Here is a 25,591-nt window from a genome sequence, read left to right on the forward strand (position 1 = left end):
TCAGTCGTCGTCCGGGGCGGGCGGGTTGACCGTGAACCGGTTGCCGTCAAAATACAAGGTCAGCGGGGCGCCCTCGGCCGGGCCGAGGCGCCGGGTGAGCTCGCCGGGGCCGAGCAGCACGATCGGCCGCCCGGTGTCCCGTGCGACCAGGGCCGCGAGGGTGGCCGCGTAGGCGGCGTCGTCGGGGCGGGCCAGCACCAGCGCGAGGCGGGCCGCGTCGTCGAGCCCGGCGTCCCCGACGGTCACCATGCCGCTTTGAAGGATCGACTGGGCGCGCAACTCCTCGGTGAGCGCGCCGATTTCGGCCAGTACGTCGGTCGACACCGCGGTCCCCGGCGTCGGGAGCGGGGCGTCGTCCGGGGCACCGTGAGCCGCCACGTCGGCCTGGGCCCAGGCGAGGAGGGCGGTGTGGGGGTCTTGGGCACGGGTCCAGACGGGGGCGGGGTCGGTGGTACCGGGAGTCGAGAGTAGACGGGCGAGTGCGTGGGCGAACGTCTCGGGTCCCTGTTCCGGCACGACGACGGGAGGGAGCTGCGGTTCCTGAGGCTCGTTCTCCGGCTCTTCCTGTGGGTCGTCCCTCAACTCGGCAGGGGTCGCGGACAGGGAACCGGCACTCAGCGGCGCCTCAGGTGCGTGGGAGGCGGGCCAGACGAGATCGGTGTCGGTGGGGATGGGGGTCGTGTCGGGGTTCTGGGGCGGGGTGGTCTCGTCCTGGCCCGTGTGGTCGTGGAGTTGGGGCCCGGCAGCGGTGACGTCCTCGATGATGCGGAGGTAGCGCTGCGGGATGTGGACCGGTCCTTGGGTGGTGGCCATGAGGCCGGTCGTGCGGACCGTGGTGCTGTTGGCGTGGTTGCGCAACAGGAAGTCGTTGTCGCGCTGCTCGTCCGGGAGACCGAGGTAGTGCAGGACCTCGTGGAGCAGGTCCTCGTCGGAGTGGTTGACGTCCAGGTGGAGTTGGTCGGCCCGGCCCGGCTTCGCGGTGTCGGTGAGCGTGACCGCCTCGGGGTGGGAGGGATCACTGATCAGGTTCAGGTTGATGTGCAGCTGGTCGCCTGAACGTGGCAGCGCCAGACCCGAGTTGAGATGCGTGTCCAGGAGACGGGTGATCCGGTCGTTCAAACGCTGTGCGAGGGCAGGGTCGTTGGCCGCGACCGGAAGATTGACCGTGTAGTCGCGTATCCGCTGGCCGTTGGGCGCCTGGATACGACGGATCTGGGCACGGATGAGAGTCGTCGCACCGCTGAGCGTCCCCGGGCGGGGCGGGCTGGACTGGTCCGCGTGCGGATCGAACCGCTCGGTGGAATGCACCGCAGGACGGGCATGCGGACGCAGACCGTGCCAACTGGCCTTCGGCGCAGGGTCCTTGACATGGACCGCGGGCAGGTCATCAGCCGCGTCACGCACCGGCTCGGGACGGTAACGGCCATCCGGCTGGACACTGTCGGCGTCCCCGGGACCCCGCGGCGCCTTCGACGTAGTGATGTTCGGCGGGGCGGCCACGGTGTTCACGTTGCTCGCGCTGTAGTGGTTCAGGCCCGTGTAATGGACCTCCAGCGCAGGGATGTTGGTGGTCGGCCCGTACGGCAGGACGATGCCTCGGGGGCCGCCGGTCGCGGTGGTGCCGGCGAGTGCGGCGGGCATCGGCTGGAAGACGTGGATCGGGGCGCCGAGGGTGTCGGCGAGCAACGGCAGGAAGGCGTCGCCGACGCGGTTCGCCCACTCCGTCGACCAGTTGCGCACCGCGCGGTCGAGTACGGCCGCTTCGGGCGCGGTGATCGGGGCGGTGCTCTCGTGATAGCCGGCGACCAGCAGGGCCCGGCGCTCGTCCGGTGTCATGGTGGCGACCGTCGGCAGGGCGTTCAGCGCACGGAGGTAGGCGAACATCCGCGCGTTGCTCGGCGGGGTGCCTGCCGGTGCGGGCGGTGCGCCCGGCGCCGAGACGGCCACCACGTAGCGGGCCTGGAGGTCGGCCGGGTCCATCTGCTCGGCGCGGGTCGGGCCCTGGATGCCGTAGAGGGCGAGTTGGGTGGCGACGGTGGCGTTGTTCATGCCCTGTACCGCCGTCGCGAACCGGCCGACGAGGACGCCCCGGAGCTGGCCCAGCACCTGCGGCGGGAGCGGGTGGGTGTTGTTGCGTGCGGCGGTGAGGCGGGCCAGCACCAGGTTCTGCAACCCCCGCTGGGTGGCGCGGAGATGGGCGGTTCCCTGGTCGACGGTCCCCGGGTGCTGCGCGAGGGTGGTGAGGGTCTGCCGGACGAGCTGGGGCTGCCCGAGCCAGGCGTCGGTGCCCGCGTCGAAGGTCGGGTCGGCCTGGCGCAGCCGGGTGGCGACGTGGCCGGGGGCGCTGCCGATCACGGCGTACAGGAGGCAGTTGCCGTCGCCGGGGGTCTGGACGGCGTTGCCGGTGGGGGCGACGTAGGGGGACAGCGGGGCGGCCGGGGCCGCGGTGGTGCCCGGTGCCGGGTTCTGGGTGGCTGTCGCGGTCGTGGTGGTCGTGCCGGGTTTGGGCGCGGGCCCGGTCTTCGTCTTGGTCTTGTCGGTGCCCGTGTTCTTCGCATTGCCGGGGCCCGGCTTCTTGGTGGTGCTCGTGCCGGCGCTCTTGCCGTTGGCCGACTGCTTGCCCTTGCCCTTGTCCTTCTCGGGCTTGGACGGCGCGGTCTTCTTCTGCGGCTGCTTCGGCGGGGTCTGCGTGGTCGTCGTAGCCGTCGTTGTGGTGGTGGTCGTGGTGGTGGTCGGCACCGTCGTCGTGGTGGCCGGGGGCGGCGTGTGGGTCTGGCCCGCGGCAGGGAGGGGGGTGGGGCGGCCGTCGGGGTCGGGCCAGCGGGGCGGGGTGGTGGCGAAGGTGGTGCGCGGGGACTGTTCGGGGGTCGGGGCGTTGTCCTGGACATCGGCGGACACACCGGGCAGTGCGGCGGTGGCCGCCAACTGGTCGGCGGCGGCCTGGAGTTGGGCGGTGACGGTGGTGGCGAGCTGGCCGTTGCGGCGGGCGATCCTGGCCTGGGCGCGGGGTATGCGGCGCTGGGCGCGGGCCTCGCGGAACCTGGCGATCCGCACGTTCTCGGCCCGGCGGACGACGGCGCGCGCGTCCTGCTCCGCCTCTTCGACGGCCTCCTCGTGGCTCTCCTCCGCCTGGCCGATGCGTTGGGGAGCGATGCTGACGATGTGCTCAGCGCGGGCCAACCTCGGCCGATCGGCGGCGAGTTGGTCGGTGGCCTGTTGGATCGTGTCGTCGAGGGCGTCGATCTGCGTGACCACGGCCCGCACGCGGGGGTCGTCGGCGACATCGGCCGCCGGGGTCTTGGTCCGTGCGGCGTTGGGGGCGACGGGGGCCGGTGCGGGGGTCTGCGTGGCCGTCGACTGCCCACCCTGCGCGGCCTGTTGGGCTGCCGCGCGTTCGGCGCGCACGGTGTTCTCGGTCTGGGTCAGGCGGGCCAGGGCTGTCCGGCGTTCGCTGCGGGCCCGGGTCTCGTCCCGTTCGTGCTGCGCGATCTGCGGCGGCAGGGTGGTGACCGTCCTGCGCGCGTCGGCGAAGTCCCGCTTCAGCCGCTCGACCAAGGCCGCCGCGTCGGCCGCCACCTTGGCGGAGGCGGCTGCCTCGTCCACGGCGTCACGGTGGGCGGTGACCGCGACGGTGACCGCGTGCCGCGCCCGTGTGTGGGCGTCGACGGCGTCCGTGTGCGCCCGGTTGCGGTGCTGGAGGGAGGCGGTGAGGCGGTTCAGCCGCTGCGGGGTGTCCGCGAGCGTGTCGGTGGCGTCGTGCAGCCGTACGGCCTCGGTGTGGAAGGCCGTCCACGCGGTGGTCAGGTCAGGGTCAGAGGTGACGAGGGCGCCGTCGGGGGCGAACTCCCAGCGGCGGATGCCCTGCGGGTCGCGGGTCATCAGCTCCAGCGGGCGGTTGCCCAGCACGGCGGTGCGGGACGCGGCGTAGAGGGCCCGGCCGAGGTGTTCGCCCTGAGGGTCGGCTCCGAGGGCCGCCCAGACCTGGACGCCGTGACTGCCCGCCGGGATGGCGGAGTTGAGGCGCTCGGGCAGGGTGTGCGGCTCTGCTGTAGCCCAGTTGGGGACGAGGGCGGGCAGGTCGTGGACGTTGGGCGGAGCCTCGGCCGGGGTGATGAGACCGTGCCCGAGGAGGTCGCGTTCCTCCACCCGGAGGGTGACGGTGCCGGTGACGTGGCGGGTGCCCTCCGGTCCCTCGACCAGGAGGTGGACGTCGGCGTCGACGACGTAACTCCGCGTACCGCGCGCGCCGTTGGCGGGAGCGGAGGTGCTGCCGGACTTGAGCCAGTCGCGGCGGCTGCCGGTGGTGGTGCCGCCGAAGGTGGAGGGCTGGGTCTGCCGCTGCGCGAGCGGGACGCTGACCCCGGCCAGCTGGCGGTTGTCGTCGTCGCCGCTGAGCAGTTCGGTGAACGCGGTGGAGAAGGAGTGGTCGGCGCCGGCGGCGGTGCTCACCGTGTCGGTGGAGTTGTGGAGCTGGTCGAGGGTGACGTCGTCGGCGTGGGTCGAGCGGCGCGGGTTGTAGAGGGTGACCGCGATGGTCGGGGGCTGGGCCGGTGCTCCCTCGAAGGGGGTGGTGCCGGGCAGCTTGCGGGTGAGGTCGGCGGCGAGCCGGGGGCGGTCGAGGCTGACCCGCCCGGCTTGGATCAGCTGGCCGAGCCGGACCGCCTGTCCCTCCACGGAGACCGACGTGATCTGCGCGTGCCAGCCGCGTCCACCGCGCGGTGCCACCGCGTCGAGGGCGGTCTCCAGGTGGGCCCAGCCGTCGAAGTGGAACGCCGGGGTGGGCCCGACCGGGTGGAACATCTGCGCGTCGGCGAGATACCGCGTGCGGGCCGGGCCCGGCAGCACGGTGTTGCGCGGGTCGGCGCCGGAGACGACCGACGGGGCGGTGACCGTCGCGGGCCGCGTGGGCGCGTTGGTCTCGGTGCCGGTGAACCGCAGACTCAGCCGGACCGGGACGGTGCGGGTGCGCGGGTTGCCACGCGCCAGCAGTTCGTCCACCCACCGGCGTACGTCGTGATCCGCGTCGGCCCAGGCGATGACACCGTTCTGGATGAGACCGCCGATGACGTTGGGCGGCCAGTCGGCGACCAGCGCGGAGCGCACGGACAGGACGTAGTCGTACTCGAGGCCGTCGAAGTCGGCGCCGTTGTCGGTGCGCAGCCAGAACCGGTTGTCGGCGGTGGTGGCCCGGCGGGCGGACCTGCTGGTGGCCGACTGCGGGGTGAACACCGGCGCCGCGCGGTCCGTCCTCTTCGGGTCGGGGCCCTGGCCGGGGCGGCGGTAGCGGGTGGTCAGGGTGACCGGGAGCTGCTTCTGCCGGACCGAGGCGCGGGTGGTGGTGCGGCCCGCGGCGGTGTGCGACTGCCACTGTTCGAGACCCGAGCCGGGCGTGGACGAGCCCCGGATGGCGGCCAGGTTCTGGGTCCGTCGGGGCACCGCCGTGAGCGTGACCTCGATCAGCCGCTCGCCGCCGTGGCCGTGGTGGCGGAAGTGGAAGCGGGTGGTGGCGCGGCGCGGGGTGCCGTCCGGGCCGCGTCCGGGCAGCGAGCGCAGTCCGGGCGTCGAGGTGAGCTGCGCGATCCGGCTGTGCACACCGGCCTGGTATCCGGCGTGCCCCGGGGTGACCGCGCCGGGCGCCTCCGCCTCCACCAACTCCAGCAGTTCGCGCCGGACTTGGCCGCGCCGCTCCCTCGGGTTGACCGGCCCGAGCGGTATGTGTCCCGCGGTGGGCCCGGTCGCCGGGACGGGGGCGGCGACGGGACGGTCGTACTCGATGACCGAGAGGACGCCGCCGAGGCCGAGTTCGCGGTTGCGGGTGTACGGCGTCGGGAGGGGGGCCGTCAGGGTCGGCGCGGGGGCCGGGGCGAGGCCCTGGACGGAGCCCATCCACCGCGCGTCGCGGGCGAGTTGGCCCTGCGTCATGAGGAACTGGAGGCCGTCGGGGACGTCGACCGCGAAGGTGACGGGGGCGACGGTGCCGGGCTCGCCGACGCCGTTGAGCAGGGTGCGGGAGCCGGCCCTGACCGTGACCAGGTAGGTGACGTCGGCGACGACGCGGTGCAGGGTGCCGCTCTCGGTGGGGGTGCGGTTGACGCCCGTGCTGGCGGAGAGGGTGTCGGCGGTGTCCGTGCGGGAGACATAGCCGAGCCGGGCCGAGGGGTTGAAGAGTCCCTTGAACGGCTTGCCGCTGCTCTGGACGGTGGAGACCGAACCGTCCGACTCGGGGCCGGTGTTGCCCTGTCCGGCCGCGTTCTCCGGGCCGCTCGGCTGCGTGGGCGGGTTCTGGGTGAAGACCCCGGTGCCGCCGAACTGGTGGGATTTTCCGAGGGACTTGGCCTGCTGGGCGCTGTCGGTGGCGGAGACGCCCGTCTCCAGGTACTGCCGGGTGGTGTCCAGCAGCCGGGGGCGGTGCGCGACGGCCTGGATCTCCAGGGAGTACTGCCCGTCGGCCAGGGTCCCCGGCAGGCTCAGGCCCTCGACCACATAGGAGTTCTTGAAGACTTCGTGGCCGTGGGCGACGAGGCTGCCCGGGGTGATCGCCGCGTGCCGGGTCTCGGCGGCGCGCGTCGTGCTGTCCGTGAGCCCGTGTCCGGCGAGCGGTGAGATGCCGTCGCGCTGCGGTGCGGCGGCGGGCGCGGGTGCCGTGACGGGCAGGATCGGGCCGGTGGCGGGGGTGGCGGGCGTCGGCTGGGCCTGGTTGCGGATGTCGGCGGCGGCGCGCTGGAAGGCCGACTCGATGGCGGCGGAGCCGCGCACGGTGTCGATCAGCGCGTCGTCGGGAATCCGCACCAGCTCCGGGCGCGGGGTGCCGGTCGCGTCGGTCCCGTCCAGCCGGGCCCGGTCCACCGCGTTGGCCGGACGCGGCGCCCCGTCGACACGCGCGACGGGCGGCGCGGCGACCGCCGGGGGTACGTGGGTACGGCCGTCCGGCACCGCGAGCCGCAGCGTGCCGGTGACGGTGGGCGCGACGGGCGGCGCGGGAGCAACCGGCGCCGCTCCGGGAGCGGTTGGGGCCGGTGCCGGGGCCGCGGCCTGGTTGACGTTCTGCCCGAACCGCTCGCTGGGCCGGTCCCCGTCGTCCGCGTACAGGTCGAGCGCCAGCCGCACCGGCACGGTGAAGGCGTGGCTGTCCTGGCCGGTGGCGATGAAGAACTGGTCGTGCCCGGTCGCGCCGCCCACGGTGTCGCCGTGCGTGACCTGGTGGCCGTACTGGTAGTCGGCCCCGAACCCGATGGACCCCCAGCCGCCGAGCGGCCCGCTGACGCTGCCCATCGGCCCGAGCGCGCCGCCGTAGGACTCGCCGCGCTGCTCGGCGTCGCTGCCCGCCATCTGCGCGAGGCCCATGACCTGGATGCCTGGGAGGACCAGGCGGTGGGTGCTGGCCTGGGTGTGGTCGCGGACGGCGGTGAGGAGCAGCCGGACGCGGCGGACGCCGGTGTCGGTGCTGTTGGGCACCTCGAAGTGCAGGGCGTGTCCGCCGTCGACCATGGCGTCGGTGGCGGCGCGCAGGCCGGTGCGGGAGCGGGCCTCGCGCAGTCGGCGGAGGTTGTTGAGCTGGGCGTGCAGCCGGATCTGGTGCTCGGGTTCGTGGTTCCGCGCCGTCTGCTTCAGCCGCTCGCCGACTCCGGTGGGTGCGGGCGCCGTTGGGGACGGTGGCAGGAATCCCTCGCGGCGCAGCCATGCCTCGGCCTCGTCGAAGAGGCCGTCCGTGCCGGTGACGTCGAGGGGCGCGGCGCTCAGCCCGATCCCGTCCAACCGCTCCAGGGAGTCAGGGAGTTCGCGTACCTCGGCGGGCGTCGGCGGGTGCCCGTTGGCGTCCGCCTGGCTGAGCACGCGGAGGTCCATGCCGCGGGTCTGGGTGAGCGGGGGCGCCGCCGTCTCGGTGCCGTCGGGGCGGATCAGGGTGACCTGGTAGGTGGTGCCGGAAGGGGTGAGGAGGTGGCCCCGGTTGGTGCGGATGGCGTGCATCGTCCCGGCGGAACTGCTCGCGCTGTAGGTGTTGGTGACGGTCGCCTGGGTCTGCCCGCGCAGACCGAGGCTGCCGCCGATCACGCTCGACGCGTCGGGGTGCCCCTGCGCGTGGTCGCCGGTGAGGGCGGCGGCACCGCTGCCGCTGACCCCGATCCCGCTGGTGTAGCGGGAGGAGAGGTCCACCTTCGCGGTGTTGACGAGGTGGCTCTCCAGGTTGATCTGACCCGGGGTGCTCTGCCGCAGCGGGGTGCCGACGTTCGGCACGGTGACCAGGTGCAGCATGCCGACCGCGTTGCCGGAAGCGTCCGTGAGGACCGGCGAGTAGATGCCGCCGTCGATCTGCATCGGCAGCGTGCCGCGCAGCACCTGCTCGGAGAGGAAGTCCGAGACCTGCCCGGCCGCGGTCTCGTCGAGGTCGGCGTGGAAGGTCTGGTGGACATGCTCGTACAGCGCCCTCGGGTCGAGCACCGAGTCGACGCCGTAGAGCGGGAGATCGGCCGGTGCGGCGGGCGCGGGCAGCGAACCCGGCGCGGGGTCGGCGGTGGTGAGGTGCCGGGGGAACCAGATCGTGGTCGGCCCGTGGGACTCCGCGGTGCCCCAGCCGTCGGCGGCGGGCGCGGTACCGGTGGTCGGCGCGGTGACGGCGGGCGCGTCGACGCGCACCCGCCACCGGGTGCTGAACTCCACTGGATCGGAGGGCTCGTTGGAGCGCTGCGCGGACGTCGTCTGCACGGCCTGGGTGACCGTGGTGGCATCGCTCGCCTGGTTGTGTGTGAGGGCAGCCGTCACCGAACCGTCCACCGCCCGTACCGCGGTCGCCGCCTCTATCGGCCACGACCCGGTCCACGGCACCTGGACCGTGCGATACGTCCCCGACGGCTGACTGGAGAAGTTCTCCCGCGTGCCGAACCCGCGCCGCTCGACGTGCTTGTCCGGATCACGCGCATCGAACCGCCCCTGCCGCAACGAGGCCCGGGCATCGGACAGCGTCAGCTGTACGTCCACGGTGTGGTCGCGCCCGTCGACCGTCACGGTGATCCGGTGACCGCCGTTCGACCGCAGATACGGCAGCTGGAGTCCGAGGTTGTCCCGGTTCAGCGCACCCCGTACCTGCTCGCGGACGGACTCCGGCGGATCGTCGGCGTCCAGCCCGAGCGCCTCGTAGATCTGCCCGTGCAGCCCCTCGATCACCTCGTCGGAGAACGGCTCCGCGTACACCAGGCCGACGGTCCCGTCCGGGAGCGAACCGTACGAGTTCACGTAGGACGACGGGAGTTGGGCCGGTGCGGGGGCCGGGACGGTCGGGGCGTGGGAGGCGGGCCAGACGAGGGGGGCGTCGGTGGGGATGGGAGTGGTGTCCGGATCGAGAGTGGGGGTGGTCTCGTCCTGGCCCGTGTGGTCGTGGAGTTGGGGCCCGGCAGCGGTGACGTCCTCGATGATGCGGAGGTAGCGCCGCGGGATGTGGACCGGTCCTTGGGTGGTGGCCATGAGGCCGGTCGTGCGGACCGTGGTGCTGTTGGCGTGGTTGCGCAACAGGAAGTCGTTGTCGCGCTGCTCGTCCGGGAGACCGAGGTAGTGCAGGACCTCGTGGAGCAGGTCTTCGTCGGAGTGGTTGGCGTCCAGGTGGAGTTGGTCGGCCCGGCCCGGCTTCTCGCTGTCGGTGAGCGTGACCGCCTCGGGGTGGGAGGGATCACTGATCAGGTTCAGGTTGATGTGCAGCTGGTCGCCTGAACGTGGCAGCGCCAGACCCGAATTGAGATGGGTGTCCAGGAGACGGGTGATCCGGTCGTTCAACCGCTGCGTGAGGGCAGGGTCGTTGGCCGTGACCGGAAGATTGACCGTGTAGTCGCGTATCCGCTGGCCGTTGGGCGCCTGGATACGGCGGATCTGGGCGCGGATGAGAGTCGTCGCACCGCTGAGTGTCCCCGGGCGGGGCGGGTTGGACTGGTCCGCGTGCGGATCGAACCGCTCGGTGGAGTGCACCGCGGGCTGGGCATGCGGACGCAGACCGTGCCAACTGGCCTTCGGCGCAGGGCTGTTGACCCGTGAGGCGGGCAGGTCATCGGCCGCGTCGCGCACCGGCTCGGGACGGTAACGGCCGTCCGGCTGGACACTGTCGGCGTCCCCGGGACCCCTCGGCGCCTTCGACGGGGTGATGGTCGGTCCGCCCGTGCCCTGGGTTGTGTCGCTCGCGCTGTAGTGGTTGAGGCCCGTGTAATGGACCTCAAGCGCACGGGCGTTGGTGCTCGGGCCGTAGCGCAGCACGATGCCCTGGGGGCCGGTGGGTGTGTCGGTCACCGGCTGGAAGACGTGGATCGGGACGCCGAGGGTGTCGGCGAGCAGCGGCAGGAAGGTGTCGCCGATCGGGTCGGTCCAGACGTTAGACCAGTCCTGCACCGCGCGGTCGAGGAAGGCCGCCTCGGATGGGGTGAGCGGGGCGGTGCTGCGGTGGTAGCCGGCGGTGAGCAGGGCCCGGCGTTCGTCCGGTGTCATGGTGGCGACCGTGGGCAGGGCGTTCACCGAGCGCAGGTAGGCGAACATGCGCCGGTTGCTCGGCGCGGCGCCAGTCGGTGCGGGCGCGGTGCCGAGCGTGACGGCCTGGAGGTAGCGGGCCTGGAGGTCGGCCGGGTCGAGGTCCTCGGCCTGGGTCATGCCCTGGATGCCGTACACGGTCAACCGGTTGGTGACGTCCGCGTCGGACATTCTCTCGACCAACGTCGCGAACCGGTCGGCGAGGACGCCCCGGAGCTGGCCGAGCACCTGCGGGGGCAGCGGGCGGCTGCCGTCCCGGGCCGCCGCCAGCCGCGCCGCGACCAGGCCCTGCAACTCCCGCTGGGCGGCCCGCAGATGACCGGACCCCTGGGTCACGGTCCGCGGGTTCCGCTCCATTGTCCTGAGGGTCTGCCGTACATCGTCGGGCCGGCCGAGCCATTGGGCGAGACCCGGGTCGAGGGTCGGGTCGGCCGCCTGTAGTCGGGTGCGGACCAGGGCGGGCGCGCTGCCGATGACGGCGTAGAGGAGGCAGTTGCCGTCGCCCGGGGTCGGGACCGCGTTGCCCGTGGGGGCGACGTACGGGGACAGCGGGCCGGCCGGGGTGGTGCCGGACGGCGATGTCACCAGCGGGGCCTTGCCCTTGTCGACGCCCTTGCCCTTGTCGACGCCCGTGCCCTTGGTGAGCGCCGTGCCCTTGTCCGGGCCCGGGGTCTTGTCGGTGGCCGACTTCTTGCTCTTGGCCGACTTCCCGCCGCTGGTACCGGACTTGGGCGGCGCGGTCTTCTTCGGCTTCGGCGCGGTCGCCTTGGGGACCGTGCCGGTGGTGGCGGTGGCCGGGGGCGGGGTGTGGGTCTGGCCGCCGGCCGGGAGGGGGGCGGCCGGGCCGTCGGGGGCGGGCCAGCGGGGCGGGGTGGTGGCGAAGGTGGTGCGGAGGGACTGTTCGGGGGTCGGGGCGCTGTCCTGGACGTCGGCGGACAGGTCCTCCAGCGCGTCGGTGGCCGCGGTCTGCTCGGCGGCGGCCCGCACCTGCGCGGTGACGACGGCGACGATCTCCGCGTCGCGTTGGTCGACTTCGTCCTGGGCCTCGTCCACCTCGTCCTGGGCCTCGGCCTCCTGCGCCGTGGCGGTCCGGAGGTTCCTGGCCGCGGTCTCCTCGTCGCGCGCGTCCCGCTCCGCCTCCTCGACGGCCTTCTCGTGGCTCCCCTCCGCCTGTTCGATGCGTTCGGGGGCGATGCTGACGATGCGCTCCGCGCGGGCCAACCTCGGCCGATCGGCAGCGAGTTGGTCGGTGGCCTGTTGGATCGTGTCGTCGAGGGCGTCGATCTGCGTGACCACGGCCTGCACGCGGGGGTCGTCGGCGACATCGGCCGCAGGAGTCTTGGTCCGGGCGGCGTTGGGTGCCACGGGGGCCGGCGCGGGGACCGACTGCCCACCCTGCGCGGCCTGTTGGGCTGCCGCGCGTTCGGCGCGCACGGTGTTCTCGGTCTGGGTCAGGCGGGCCAGGGCCGTCCGGCGCTCGCTGCGGGCCCGCGTCTCGTCCCGCTCGTGCTGCGCGATCTGCGGCGGCAGGGTGGTGACCGTCCGCCGCGCGTCGGCGAAGTCCCGCTTCAGCCGCTCGACCAGGGCCGCCGCGTCGGCCGCCGCCTTGGCGGAGGCTGCTGCCTTGGCCACGGCATCGCGGTGGGCGGTGATCGCGTTCGTGCGTGCGAGCCGCGCTGCCCTGTGCTCCTCCACGGCGATCGTGTAGTCCTGGTTGGCCTCCCGGCGGGCGGCGGTGCGGAGGTTCAGCAGGCGCGGGGTGTCCGCGAGGGTGTCGGTGGCGTCGTGCAGCCGTACGGCCTCGGTGTGGAAGGCCGTCCACGCGGTGGTGAGATCGGGGTCGGCCGTGACGAGGGCGCCGTCGGGGGTGAACTCCCAGCGGCGGATGCCCTGCGGGTCGCGGGTCATCAGTTCCAGCGGGCGGTTGCCCAGCACGGCGGTGCGGGACGCGGCGTAGAGCGCCTGGCCGAGCCGGATGCCGTGCGGGTCGGCGCCGAGGGCGACCCAGACCTGGATGCCGTGATCGCCGGGCGGGATCGCGGAGTTGAGGCGTTCGGGCAGCGTGTGCGGTTCCGCGGTGGCCCAGTCGGGGACGAGCGCGGGCAGGTCGTGGACGTTGGGCGGGGCCTCGGCCGGGGTGATGAGACCGTGCCCGAGGAGGTCGCGCTCCTCCACCCGGAGGGTGACCGTGCCGGTGACGTGCCGGGTCCCCTGCGGTCCGTCCACGAGGAGGTGGACGTCGGCGTCGACGACGTAACTCCGCGTGCCGCGCGCCCCGCCGGCGGGCGCTGCTGTGCTGCCGGACTTGAGCCAGTCGCGGCGGCTGCCGGTGGTGGTGCCGCCGAAGGACGAGGGCTGGGTCTGCCGCTGCGCGACGGGGACGTTGATCCCGCCGAGCTGGCGGTTGTCGTCGTCGCCGCTGAGGAGTTCCGTGAACGAGGTCGCCATGGAGTGGTCCGCGCCCGCGGCGGTGCTCACCGTGTCGGTCGTGTTGTGGAGCTGGTCGAGGGTGACGTCGTCGGCGTGGGTCGAGCGGCGCGGGTTGTACAGCGACACGGCGATCGACGGGGCCTGCTCCGGCGCTCCTTCGAAGGGGCGGCTGCCGGGCAGCTTGCGGGTGAGGTCGGCGACCAGCCGGGGACGGTCGAGGCTGACCCGCCCGGCCTGGATCAGCTGGCCGAGCCGGACGGCCTGTCCCTCCACGGAGACCGACGTGATCTGCGCGTGCCAGCCGTGCCCGCCGGGCGGCGCCACCTGGTTCAGCGCCGTCTCCAGATGCGCCCACCCGTCGAAGAAGAAGGCCGGGGTCGGTCCCACCGGGTGGAACATCTGCGCGTCGGCGAGATACGGCGTGCGGGCGGGGCCCGGCAGGACGGTGTTGCGGGGGTCGGCACCGGACTCGGCGGACGGCGCGGTCACCGTGGCCGCCGGTACGGGCACGTTGGTCTCGGTGCCGGTGAACCGCAGTGCCAGGCTGACCGGGACGGTGCTGGTGCGCGAGTTGCCGCCCTCCAGCACCCGGTCGATCCACTGGCGTATGTCGCCGTCCGTGTCGGCCCAGGCGATGACGCCGTTCTGGATGAGACCGCCGACGACGTTGGGCGGCCAGTCGACGACCAGCGCGGAACGGACCGACAGCTCGTAGTCGTAGCGCAGGCCGTCGAAGTCGGCGCCGTTGTCGGTGCGCAGCCAGAACCGGTTGTCGGCGGTGGTCGCCCGGCGGACCGAGATGCTGCTCGCGGACTGCGGGGTGAACCCGGGCGCCGAGCGGTCCGTCGTCAGGGGGTCGGGGCCCTGGTCCGGACGGAGGTAGCGGACGGTCGGTGTGATCGGGAGCTGTGTCTGCCGGACCGAGGCGCGGGTGGTGGTGCGGCCCGCGGCGGTGTGCGACTGCCACTGTTCGAGGCCGGAGCCGGGGGTGGAGGAGCCCCGGATGGCGGCCAGGTTCTGGGTCCGTCGGGGCACCGCGCGCAGGGTGACCTCGACCAGTCGCTCGCCGCCGTAGCCGTGGTGGCGGAAGTGGAAGCGGGTGGTGGCCGGGTGCGGGGTGCCGTCCGGGCCGCGTCCGGGCAGCGAGCGCAGTCCCGCGGTCGAGGTGAGCTGGGCGATCCGGCTGTGCACACCGGGCTGGTGGCCTGCGTGCCCCGGGGTGAACACTCCGGGTGCCTCGGTCTCGACCAGTCCCATCAGTTCGCGCCGGACCTGGCCGCGCCGCTCCCTCGGATTGACCGGCCCCAGCGGGACCTGTCCCGCGGTGGGCCCGGTCGCGGGGACGGGCGCGGCCACGGGACGGTCGTACTCGATGACCGAGAGGACGCCGCCGAGGCCGAGTTGGCGGTTGCGGACGTACGCCGCCGGCAGCGGAGCCTGGCCCGGGACGGGTGCCGGGGTGAGACCGTTCACCGAGCCCATCCACCGTGCGTCGCGGTTGAGCTGGCCCTGTGTCATGAGGAACTGGAGGCCGTCGGGGACGTCCACGGAGAAGGTGACGGGGTCGATCGTGCCGGGGTTCCCGACCCCGTTGAGCAGGGTGCGGGAACCCGCCCGGACGGTGACCACGTAGGTGACGTCGGCGACCACCCGGTGCAGGGTGCCGCTCTCGGTGGGGGTGCGGTTGACGCCGGTACCGGCGGAGAGCGTGTCGGAGGTGTCGGTGCGGGACACCTTGTTGAGCCGTACGGCCGGGTTGAACTGGTTCTTGTTCGGCTTCGAGGTGTTCTTACCCGCGGAGTCCGAACCACCCGTCTCCGTACCGGTGTTGCTCGGCGCCACCGGTGTGGTCGCGCTCTGGCTGACCGTCCCGGTGCCGCCGAACTGGTGCGACTTTCCGAGGGACTTGGCCTGCTGGGCGCTGTCGGTGGCGGAGACCCCCGTCTCCAGGTACTGCCGGGTGGTGTCCAGCAGCCGGGGCCGGTGGGCGACGGCCTCGATCTCCAGCGAGTACTGCCCGTCCGCGAACGTCCCCGGCAGGCTCAGGCCCTCGACCACATAGGAGTTCTTGAACAGTTCGTGCCCGTGCGCGACCAGACTGCCCGGGGTGATCGCCGCGTGCCGGGTCTCGGCGGCACGCGTCCTGTTGTCCATCAGCCCGTGCCCGGCGAGCGGGAAGACGCTCGCGCGCTGCGGCGCGGCGGCAGCGGGTGCCGTGCCGGGGGCGGCGACCGGGAGGATGGGGCCGGTGGCCGGGGTGGGCGGCGCGGCCTGCTGCGCCTGGTGGCGGATCTCCCGCGCGGCCCGCCGGAAGACCGACTCGATCGCGGCGGAACCGCGCACGGTGTCGATCAGCGCGTCGTCGGGAATCCGCACCAGCTCCGGGCGCGGAGTGCCGGTCGCGTCGGTCCCGTCGAGCCGGGCCCGGTCGACCGCGTTCGTCGGGCGCGGCACCCCGTCGGCACGCGCGGGCGGCGCGGGGGCCGTCGTGGGTGCGTGGGTACGGCCGTCCGGCACCGCGAGCCGCAGCGACCCGGTGACGGTGGGCGCGACGGGCGGCGCGGGAGCAACAGGCGCTGTCCCGGGGGCGGTTGGGGCCGGTGCCGGGGCCGCGGCCTGGTTGACGTTCTGCCCGAACCGCTCGCTGGGCTGATCGCCGTCGTCCGCGTACAGGTCCAGGGCGAACCGCACCGGCACGTCGAACGCGTGGCTGTCCTGTCCGGTGGCGATGAAGAACTGGTCGTGCCCGGTCGCGCCGCCCACGGTGTCGCCGTGCGTGACCTGATGGCCGTACTGGTAGTCGCCGCCGAACCCGATGGACCCCCACTTGCCCAGCGGACCGCCGACACTGCCCAGCGCCCCGAGCGCGCCGCTGTACGACTCGCCGCGCTGCTCGGCGTCACTGCCCGCCATCTGTGCCAGGCCCATGACCTGGATACCCGGCAGCACCAGGCGGTGGGTGCTGGCCTGCCCGGTGTCCCGGTCGGCGGTGAGCAGCAGCCGCACCCGGCGGACGCCCGTGTCGGTGCTGTTGGGCACCTCGAAGTGCAGGGCGTGCCCGCCGTCGACCATCGAGTCGGTCGCGGCACGCAGCCCAGTGCGGGAGCGGGCCTCGTTCAGCCGCCGCAGGTTGTTGAGCTGGGCGTGCAGCCGGATCTGGTGCTCGGGCTCATGGTTCCGCGCCGCCTGCTTCAGCCGCCCGCCGACTCCGGTGGCGGCCGGGGCTGTTGGGGCAGGTGGCAGAAAGCCCTCGCGGCGCAGCCATGCCTCGGCCTCGTTGAACAGACCGTCCGTACCCGTGACATCGAGAGGAGCCGCGCTCAGCCCGATCCCGTCCAACCGCTCCAGGGAGTCCGGGAGTTCACGCACTTCGGTCGCGGCGGGCGGGCGACCGGTCGCGGCCGTCTTGCTGAGGACGCGCAGGTCCATGCCGCGGGTCTGGGTGAGCGGGGGCGCCGCCGTCTCGGTGCCGTCCGGGCGGATCAGGGTGGCGTGGTAGGTGACGGCGGTGGGGGCCAACAGATGACTCTGGTTGGTACGGATGGCGTGCATCGTGCCGGCCGAACTGCTCGCGCTGTACGTGCTGGTGACGGTCGCCTGCACCTGGCCGCGCAGACCGAGACTGCCGCCGATCACGCTCGACGCGTTCGGATGCCCCTCGGCGTGGTCACCGGTGAGGGCGGCGGCACCGCTGCCGCTGATGCCGATACCGCTCGTGTAGCGCGAAGACAGGTCCACCTTCGCGGTGTTGACGAGGTGGCTCTCCAGGTTGATCTGCCCGGCGTTGCTCTGGCGTTGCGGGGTGCTGGTGCCCGGCACGGTCACCAGGCGCAGCATGCCCACCGCGTTGCCGTCGGTGTCGGTGATCACCGGCGAGTAGATGCCGCCGTCGATCTGCATCGGCAGCGTGCCGCGCAGCACCTGCTCGGAGAGGAAGTCCGAGACCTGCCCGGCGGCGACGGCATCCAGGTCGGCGTGGAAGGTCTGGTGGACGTGCTCGTACAGCGCCCGGGGGTCGATCACCGTGTCGACGCCGTAGAGCGGGAGATCGGCCGGAGCGGCGGGCGCGGGCAGCGAACCCGGCGCGGGGTCGGCGGTGGTGAGGTGCCGGGGGAACCAGATCGTGGTCGGCCCGTGCGACACCGGCCGGCTCCACGTGTCCCGAACCGGCGCGGTGGCGGGCGCGGCGGGCGGCGCGGTGACCGCCGGGGCGTCGACGCGCACCCGCCAGTGAGTGGTGAACTCCACTGGATCGGAGGGCTCGTTGGAGCGCTGCGCGGATGTCGTCTGCACGGCCTGCGTGACGGTCGTCGCGTCACTGGCCTGGTTGTGCGTGAGGGACACCGTGACGGAACCGTCCACCGCCCGCACCGGCGTCGGCGCGGTGATCGGCCACGTCCCGGTCCACGGCACCTGGACGGTCCGGTACGTCCCGGACGGCTGCCCGGAGAAGTTCTCCCGCGTGCCGAACCCGCGCCGCTCGACGTGCTTGTCCGGGTCCCGCTGGTCAAAGCGCCCCTGCCGCAGGGACGTTCGGGCGTCGGACAGCGTCAGCTGTACGTCCACGGTGTGGTCGCGCCCGTCGACCGTCACGGTGACCCGGTGACCGCCGTTCGACCGCAGATACGGCAGCTGGAGCGCGAGGTTCTCCCGGCTCAGCGCGCCCTCCACCTGCTCCCGCACCGACTCGGGCACGTCGTCGGCATCCAGCCCGAGCGCCTCGTAGACCTGCCCGTGCAGCCCCTCGATCACCTCGTCCGAAAACGGCTCCGCGTACACCAGCCCCACCGTGCCGTCCGGGAGCGAACCGTACGAGTTCACATAGGACGACGGGAGTTGGACCGGTGCGGGGGGCAGGGCGGTCGGTGCGTGGGAGGTGGGCCAGACGAGATCGGTGTCGGTGGGGATGGGGGTCGTGTCGGGGTTCTCGGCCGGGGTGGTCTCGTCCTGGCCTGTGTGGTCGTGGAGTTGGGGCCCGGCAGCGGTGACCTCCTCGATGATGCGGAGGTAACGCTGCGGGATGTGGACCGGCCCTTGGGTGGTGGCCATGAGGCCGGTCGTGCGGACGGTCGTGCTGTTGGCGTGGTTGCGCAACAGGAAGTCGTTGTCGCGCTGCTCGTCGGGCAGGCCGAGGTAGTGCAGGACCTCGTGGAGCAGGTCCTCGTCGGAATGGTTGACGTCCAGGTGGAGTTGGTCGGCCCGGCCCGGCTTCGCGGTGTCGGTGAGCGTGACCGCCTCCGGGTGGGAGGGATCACTGATCAGGTTCAGGTTGATGTGCAGCTGGTCGCCCGAACGTGGCAGCGCAAGACCCGAGTTGAGATGGGTGTCCAGGAGACGGGTGATCCGGTCGTTCAACCGCTGCGTGAGGGCAGGGTCGTTGGTGGTGACCGGGAGGTTGAGTGTGTAGTCGCGTATCCGCTGGCCGTTGGGCGCCTGGATACGACGGATCTGGGCGCGGATGAGAGTCGTCGCACCGCTGAGCGTCCCCGGGCGAGGCGGGTTGGACTGGTCCGCGTGCGGATCGAACCGCTCGGTGGAATGCACCGCAGGACGGGCATACGGACGCAGACCGTGCCAACTGGCCTTCGGCGCCGGGTCCTTGACATGGGCCGCGGGCAGGTCATCGGCCGTGTCACGCACCGGCTCGGGACGGTAACGGCCATCGGGCTGGTCGCTGTCGGCGTCCTCGGGACCCCGGGGCGCCTTCGACGGGGTGATGGTCGGCGAGCTGTCGCCGAGGGGACCGGCGTCGGTGGCGTTGTAGTGGTTGAGGCCCGTGTAGTGGACCTCCAACACCCGGGTGGCGGTGGGTGATCCGACGCGGGTGACGGTGCCGAGGCCGGTCGTCGGGTTCGGCCGGAGCACCTCCACGGCCACGTCCAGGGTGTCCGCCAGAAGGGGCAGGAACATCTCGCCCTGGTTGCTCTCCCACGCCTGGGACCACCTCTGGACGGCGTCGAGCGCGTGGGCGAGTTCGGCGTCGGTGAACTGGGCGGCACTGTCGGTGTATCCGTGCCCGAGCAGCCTGCGGAGCTGGTCGTCGGTGAGCTGTTCGAAGGTGGGGAGCCGGTTCGTGTCCCGGAGGTAGCCGAACATGTCACGGACGCCGGGCTCCGCCGGGCCGGTCACGTTGTCCTCGGTCAGCGCCCGGTCGTAGCGCGCGTTGAGGTCGTCCAGCTGGTCGGGCTCGGTCACCCCTGTGATGCCGTACTCGGCGAGGGTGGCGCGGAGTTGGGACCGGTTCATGGTCGCGGTGCGCGCGCCGAACCACGGCACGAGGGTCTGCCGTACCTGGCCGACCACCTCGTGCGGCAACGGGCGTCCGCTGCGGGCGGTGAGCAGCCGGTCCTCGGCGTGGGCGCGGAGCAGGTCGGCCGCGATCCGCAGGTGGTTGCCCGCGGTGGGCATCGGACCGCTCACGCCGTTCCACCGGGCGAACTGGACCATTCCGGCGCGGACTTGGTCCGGCCGCCCGAGCCAGGCGTAGGTCGCGGGGGCCTCTGTACGCAGGTTGGGCACCTGGTCGCGGATGCGCTGCGGGTCGGTGCCGAGGAAGGTGTAGAGCAGGCAGCGGCCGTCGCCGCGGGTCCGGATCGTACGGCCGCGTGGCGGGCGGATCTGGAAGGGGGCGTGCTGGGGTGCGGTCGGGTGGGGCGAAGTGGGGTTCGGGGTGGCGGGGTTGGGAGACGTGGGGTCGGTGGACGTGCCGTTGCTGTCGTCCTGAGCCGGGGCCTTGCCCTTGCCCTTGGACTCGGTCTTGGTCCCGTCCTGGGTGAGGGGGGCCGCGTCCGTGTCCGCGTCCGTGTCCGTCTCCGCCGGGGCGGTGTGCGGGGCTGCGGGTGTACTGCCGTTGCCCTGGGCCGAGTTGGTGCCGAGGTTGCCGACCAGGGCGTCGAACACGGTGTCCTGGTGCGGGACCGAATCCTGGTCGTCCTGGTCGCCGCCGGGGGTGTCGTCGTCGCCGGTCGGTGCGGGGGCCTTCGGCGGGACGGGCGCTGTCAGGTCGGGGGTGGTCAGTTCGGTGTCCGGGACCGAGTGGTCGTCGTCCGTCGGATCGTCGCCCGGGGTGGTGGTGTCGGTGTCGTCGTCGCTGGTGGAGCTGTCGTCGGTGTCGGTGCCCGGGGTGTTGCCGGTGGAGGGGCCCGCCGTGCGGGGCAGGCCCGAGCCCGGCCAGCGGGGGCTGGTGGAGGCCAGGGTCGTGCGCGAGGTGGGCAGTGCGGAGGGGCCCGCGGCCAGCACCGGTCCTGTCACCCCGGGCAGTTCGGTCTGCGCCGCCGCCCGGCGGGCCGCCGCGTCGTCGCGTCGGCCGAGGGCGTTGTCGATCTCGGTGTCGATGTCGGCGAGGCCCTGTGCCGCCCGGTCGTGGGACTCGCGTGCGTCCTCGTGGACGAGGGCCGCGTCCTCGGCATGCCCGCGCGCCGTGTCGGCGTCCGAACGCGCGGTCCCCGCGGTGGCCGTGGCGCCCGGCAGCTGCGACCGCACGTCCCGCAGGTCCGCCTCGTCGCGGTCCAGGCCGTTCCTTGCTTCGTCGAGGGAGGCACTGTCCCGCGCGAGACCGGCCCGCACCTCGGCGAGGTCGGCGTCCAACGTGCCGATCTGCGCCGTGACGTCCTCTATCTGCTGGGTCAGGGCGGGGTCCACAGCGGGGGCGTTGTCCGCTGCGGGGGCGGGGGCGGGCCCGGTGGTGCCGTCTCCGACCGGCGGTGCCACGGCCGTGTCCCGCGTGCCGGTGTCCGTGGTGGAAGGACCGGGCGCCGGGGTGTTGTCCGCGGTGGACGGGCCTGGCGTCGGCACGTTCTCCGTGCCGCCGGGGGTCCTCGTCGTAGAGGCTGCCGCCGCGCGGGCGTAGAGGTCGGCGAGGGTACGGCGGGTGGTCTTGGCCTGGGAGCTGAGGCTGAGTTCGGCGCGCTGGCCGTCGGCGACCGCGTCGGTGAGGGTGCCGACCCTGCGGCGGCCCGCGGAAATCTGCCCGATGAGGGTCTTCTCGCGGCCGGTGAGGTCGCCGAGGTGCTGTTCGGCCCGGTCCGCCCACTGTTCGGCGGTGGTCGCGGCCGTGTGGGTGCGGTGGGCCTCGGCCGCCGCGTTCGTCAGCGCGGTGACGGCGTGGTCGAGGGAGTCCTGCGCGTCGATCCGCAGCCCGCGCTGGAGGGCTTCGTCGACGAGCGCCGCCGAGTGGTCGAACTCGGCCCGGTCGAAGTCGGCGGCGACCCGCTCGAAGTCCGCCCATGCCTGGTCCAGGGCGGCGACACCGGTGGTGGAGCCGGGGGTCGTGGGGTCGGTGCCGGGTGCCGTGCCGTCGCCGGTCCCCGGTGTCGCATCGCCGCTGCTCCCCCGGTCGGTCGGCGGACCCGTCAGCGTGCCGTCCTGGTCGAAGGTCCAGACGCGGAGGCCTTCCGGGCCCCGGGTGACCAGTTCGACCGGGTGGCCCTGGGAGCGGGCGGTGCGTGAGGCGCCGTAGAGGGCGAGGGCGAGGCGGGAACCGTCGGGGTCGGGGCCGGTGGAGACCCAGAACTGGTAGCCGTCGTCGTCGGGGTGGACGCCGCCGGCCATGAGGTCCGGTACGTCGCTGAGGGGGGTCGTCGCCCAGTTCTCCGGGGTGAGACCGGTGCCCTGGGTGAGCAGGGCCGGGAGGTCGTAGACGCGGGGCACCGGTCGAGGCTCGGTGATGCCGTGGCCGAGGGCGTCGCGTTCCTCGATGCGGATGGTGGCGGTGCCGGTGACGTGGCGGACGCCCTCGGGTCCCGAGACCTCGATGTGGACGTCGGCCTGCACCTCGTAGCTGCGGGTGCCGCGGCCGTCGGCGGGCAGGCTGGTGCTGCCGGTCTTGAGCCAGTCACGGCGTCCGCCGGAGACGGTGCTGCCGAAGTTGCTCGCGTCGACCGGCCGTTGGAGGACCGGCGGGGTCGCGCCGAGGAGGTAGCGGTCGGGATCGTCGGTGCTCGCGACGAACGGCAGCGCGAGCCCGGTGGTGGTGTCGCCGCCGGAGACCGTGCTGGTGTTCTCCGAGGTGATGCGCAGCCGGTCGATGGTCACGTCGCCGCCGTCGGTGACCGGCCTCGGCCGGTACAACGACACGGTCAGCGTGGGCCGTTGGTCCGGCGCGTTCTGCAACGGGAACGCGCCCGGCATCGCGGGCAGCATCCCGCCGGTCTGGCGGGGCGTGTCGAGCGAGATCGTGCCGGCCTGGATGAGTTCGCCGAGCCGCACCGACGCGTTCTCGTCGGAGGTCGAGGCCGGCTGGGCGCGCCAGCCGCTCCCGGTGGCGGGGGCGACCTCGTCCAGGGCCCTGTAGAGCTGGTTCCAGCCGTCGAAGCCGTAGACCGGGGTGGAGGTGGTCGGGTGGAACAGGTCGGCGTCGTCCAACGAGGGTTGGCTGCCGGTGAGTTGGCGGGGGTCGGTCTGGGACACCGTGGGCGGCGGGGGTGCCTGGATGTCCGGCGGGTTCGTCTCGCTGCCGGTGAAGCGCAGGCTCACGAGCGCCGGTACCCGGACCTGGCCGCCGAGTTCGCCGGAGAGGGTGCGGCTGAGCCAGGAGCGGGTCGGCGCGTCGGCGTCGTCCCAGGCGATGATCCCGCGCTGCACCAGGGCGCCCAGGACGTTGGGCGGCCAGTCGATCACGTAGGTGGAGCGGACCGTGGCGACCAGTTCGTAGTCCAGGCCGTCGAAGTCGGCGGCGCTGTCGGTGCGCAGCCAGAATCGGTCCTCGGCGGTGCGCCCCGACTTGTCGACCTTGCTGGACGCGGAGACGACGTTGACGGAGGGGCCGAGCCGGTCGGTGCGGTCGTCGCTGTCGGGGCGGGTGAAGCGGGCCGTCGGGTTCGCGGTGAGCCGGTGCTGGCGGCCCTCGGAGGAGGAGACCGAACGCCCCTCCGCCGTGTGCGAACCCCATTGCTCGATACCGGACTTGTCGCCCGCCACTGCGGTGCCGCGTACGGCGCTCCGGCTCGCGGCGGTGCTGGTGGGGCGGGCCGAGAACGTCACCTCGACGAGGGCCGCCCCGCCGAACCGGTGGTGCCGGAAGCTGAACCGGGTCTGTCCGCCGCCGCGTCCGATCAGCCCCCGCTTCCCGGCGACACCGGTGTTGTCGGCGATGAGCGCGGCGACACCGGGGAGGTAGGAGGCATGGCCGGGGGTGGTGACGCCGGGGGCGTACCGCTCCACCAACTGCTGTACCTCGTCGTGGAGTCGGTTGCGCACCTCGGTCGGCGGAGGCACGGAAACGGTGCTGGTGCCGTCTCCGGTGTCCGTGTCGGTGTCGGCCGTCTGCCGCGTTCCGGGGCCGGAGAGTTCGGTGACCGAGGTGACCGCGGCCAGGCCGAGGGTGCCGTCGCGGACGTAGCGGCTGGGCAGTGCCGGGCTCTCCAGGCCGGTGGTCGGCGGATCGTCCGGGCGGTTCTCCACGGCGTCCATCCACCGGCTGTCGCGCCGGAGTTGACTGTCCGTCATGAGGAACTGGAGTCCGCTCGGCACGTCCACGGCGAGTGTGACGGTCTGCCCGGGGCCGATCCCGAGGGAGTTGGCGATCACGTTGCGGTGTCCGGACCGCACAGTGATCAGATAGGTGACGTCGGCGGTGACCCGGTGCTGGAGACCCGACTGCGTGGGCGTCCGGTTGGTTCCGGTGCCGCTGATGAGGGTGTCGGACTTGTCGCTCTTGCGGTCGTACTGGTAGCGGACCGACGGGTTGAAGCGGGACGGCGTCAGGGCCGGGGAGGGGGTGGGCTGCGGGCTCCCCGCGGGCTGCGGACTCGGGGCCGCGGGGGTCGGCGGGTTGTTCTGGACCACCGAGCCGCCCAGGCCGAACTGGTGTGTTTTTCCAAGGCCCTTGAGCTGCTGCGCGGAGTCGGCGGCGGAGATGCCGGTCTCCAGGTACTGGTTCACGCTGTGCGTCAGCCGGGGCGTGTGGGCGACGGCCTGGATCTCGATCGCGAGCTGTCCGTCGGCACCGAGGCCGGGCAGCGTCAGCCCCTCCACGACGTAGGTGCCGCCGAGGATCTGGTGGCCCCGGCCGACCAGCGACCCGGGCGAGAGCGCCGCCGTACGGGACTCGGCGCTCACCGTGGTGGTGTCGGAGGCCGGACTCCCGATCAGCGAACTGCTCAGGAATCCGGTGACCCCGCCCACCAGCCGGGAGACCCGCCCGGGTCGGGGAGTCGGGGTGACGGGGTCGACGACCGGCGCCGGGTCGGTGGCAGGGGCCGTGTCCCCATCGGTGGCGGGGTCGACGGTGGTGGTGTCGGTCGAGGACCGGACCGGTGGCGCGTCCGCGGCGGGGCCGGCGCCGATGCCGGTGACGATGCGGTGGAAGGCGTCCTGGAGAGCCGCCGAACCGCGCATCACGTCGATCAGCGCGTCGTCCGGGACACGGACCACGTCCGGGTGCGGGCCGCCGGTGGCCGGGTCCGTCATGGTCAGCCGCTCGGTGTCCAGCGGCGCGACGTCCCGCACGGTGTACGGGTCACCGTCCGGCGCGGCCTCCTCGGCGTCGAGGGTCCGCTCGTGCGGCACGGCCAGCCGGATCGTTCCTCCGACCCCGCGCGGGCCGATGAGCCGCGGGCCCTGCTCCAGGTCGCCCTCGGCGCGGGACCCGGCGTCCTCCCCCTCCCCGAAGCGGACCGTCGGGTCCGCGCCCGGGCCCTCGTACAGATCGAGGGTGAGGCGGGCCGGAACGTCGAAGACCTGGGTGTCCTGTCCGGTGCCGATGAAGAACTGGTCGTGGCCGAGCGTGCTGCCGGTGGTGTTGCCGAGGGTGGCCGCTCCGACGTACTGGTAGTCGCCGGTGCCGTTGAAGGTCCACGCGCCGTTCGGGGTGGGCACGGTGAGCCCGCCGCCGAACCCGGCGCCCAGGCCATAGGTGTTGCCGAGCCTGCCGTTGCCGCCGCCCGCCGCCTGGGCCAGCCCCATGACCTGGATGTTGGGCAGCACCGTGGTGTGCGTGACCGGCCGGTCCGGGTCGCGCCGGGCGCCCAGCTCCAGCCGCACCCGGCGCGGCCCGGTCACCGCGGGTACCTCCAGGAACAGCGAGTGGCCGCCGTCGACCATGGAGTCGGTGGCGGCGCGCAGCCCGAGCTGGGAGCGCAGCTCGCGCAGCCGCCGCAGGTTGTTCAACTGCGCCTGCACCAGCGTCTCGTCGGGCAGCCGGCCCCGGTGCGGCGCGGTGGCGGGCGGCGGCAGGAATCCATGGTCCCGCAGCCAGGTCTCGGCCTCCTGGAACAGCTGGTCGGTGCCCGTCACGCCGAGCGGCGCGGTGGACTGTCCTACGGTCTCCAGGTTCCCCAACTCGTGCGGCAGCGACCGGAGTTCGTCCTCTGTCGGGGTGTGTCCCCGAGCGTCCTCGGCGCTGAGCATCCGCAGGTCGAGACCGTGGGTCCAGGTCCCGGGCGCGTAGGTGCTGACGGAGCCGTCGGGCCGGATCAGGGTGAGGGTGTAGCTGACGTCGGCCTCGGTCAGCAGATGGCTGCGGTTGGTGCGCACCGCGTGCATGGTGCCCGCGAGGGAGCTGGTGCCGAACGCGTTCTGCGCCGCGAGACTCGCGGTGCCCTTGCCGTTGAAGCTGCCGCCGATCTGGTGGGAGCCGTCGGGGTGGCCGGCCCGCAGGTCGCTGGTGAAGTTCGGGCCGATGCTGCCGGAGAGGTTGAACCCGCTGTTGAACGTGGTG

1 protein-coding gene (only partly in view) is annotated in these 25,591 nt (G+C 73.2%); it reads right to left on the reverse strand.

Going from position 1 to position 25,591, the window contains the following annotated elements; all coding sequences use genetic code 11:
• Positions 1 to 25,591, reverse strand: the 3' portion of a protein-coding gene (locus tag ACIRB1_RS06590) for a hypothetical protein (RefSeq protein ID WP_403464766.1). 4,565 nt of this gene lie beyond the right edge of the window; the window shows 25,591 of its 30,156 coding nt (coding positions 4,566-30,156); its start codon lies off the right edge, out of view — the gene reads right to left on this strand; it ends in the stop codon at positions 1 to 3.

Source organism: Streptomyces sp. NPDC096013 (genome assembly GCF_044763565.1).
In the GTDB taxonomy this organism is placed as follows: domain Bacteria; phylum Actinomycetota; class Actinomycetes; order Streptomycetales; family Streptomycetaceae; genus Streptomyces.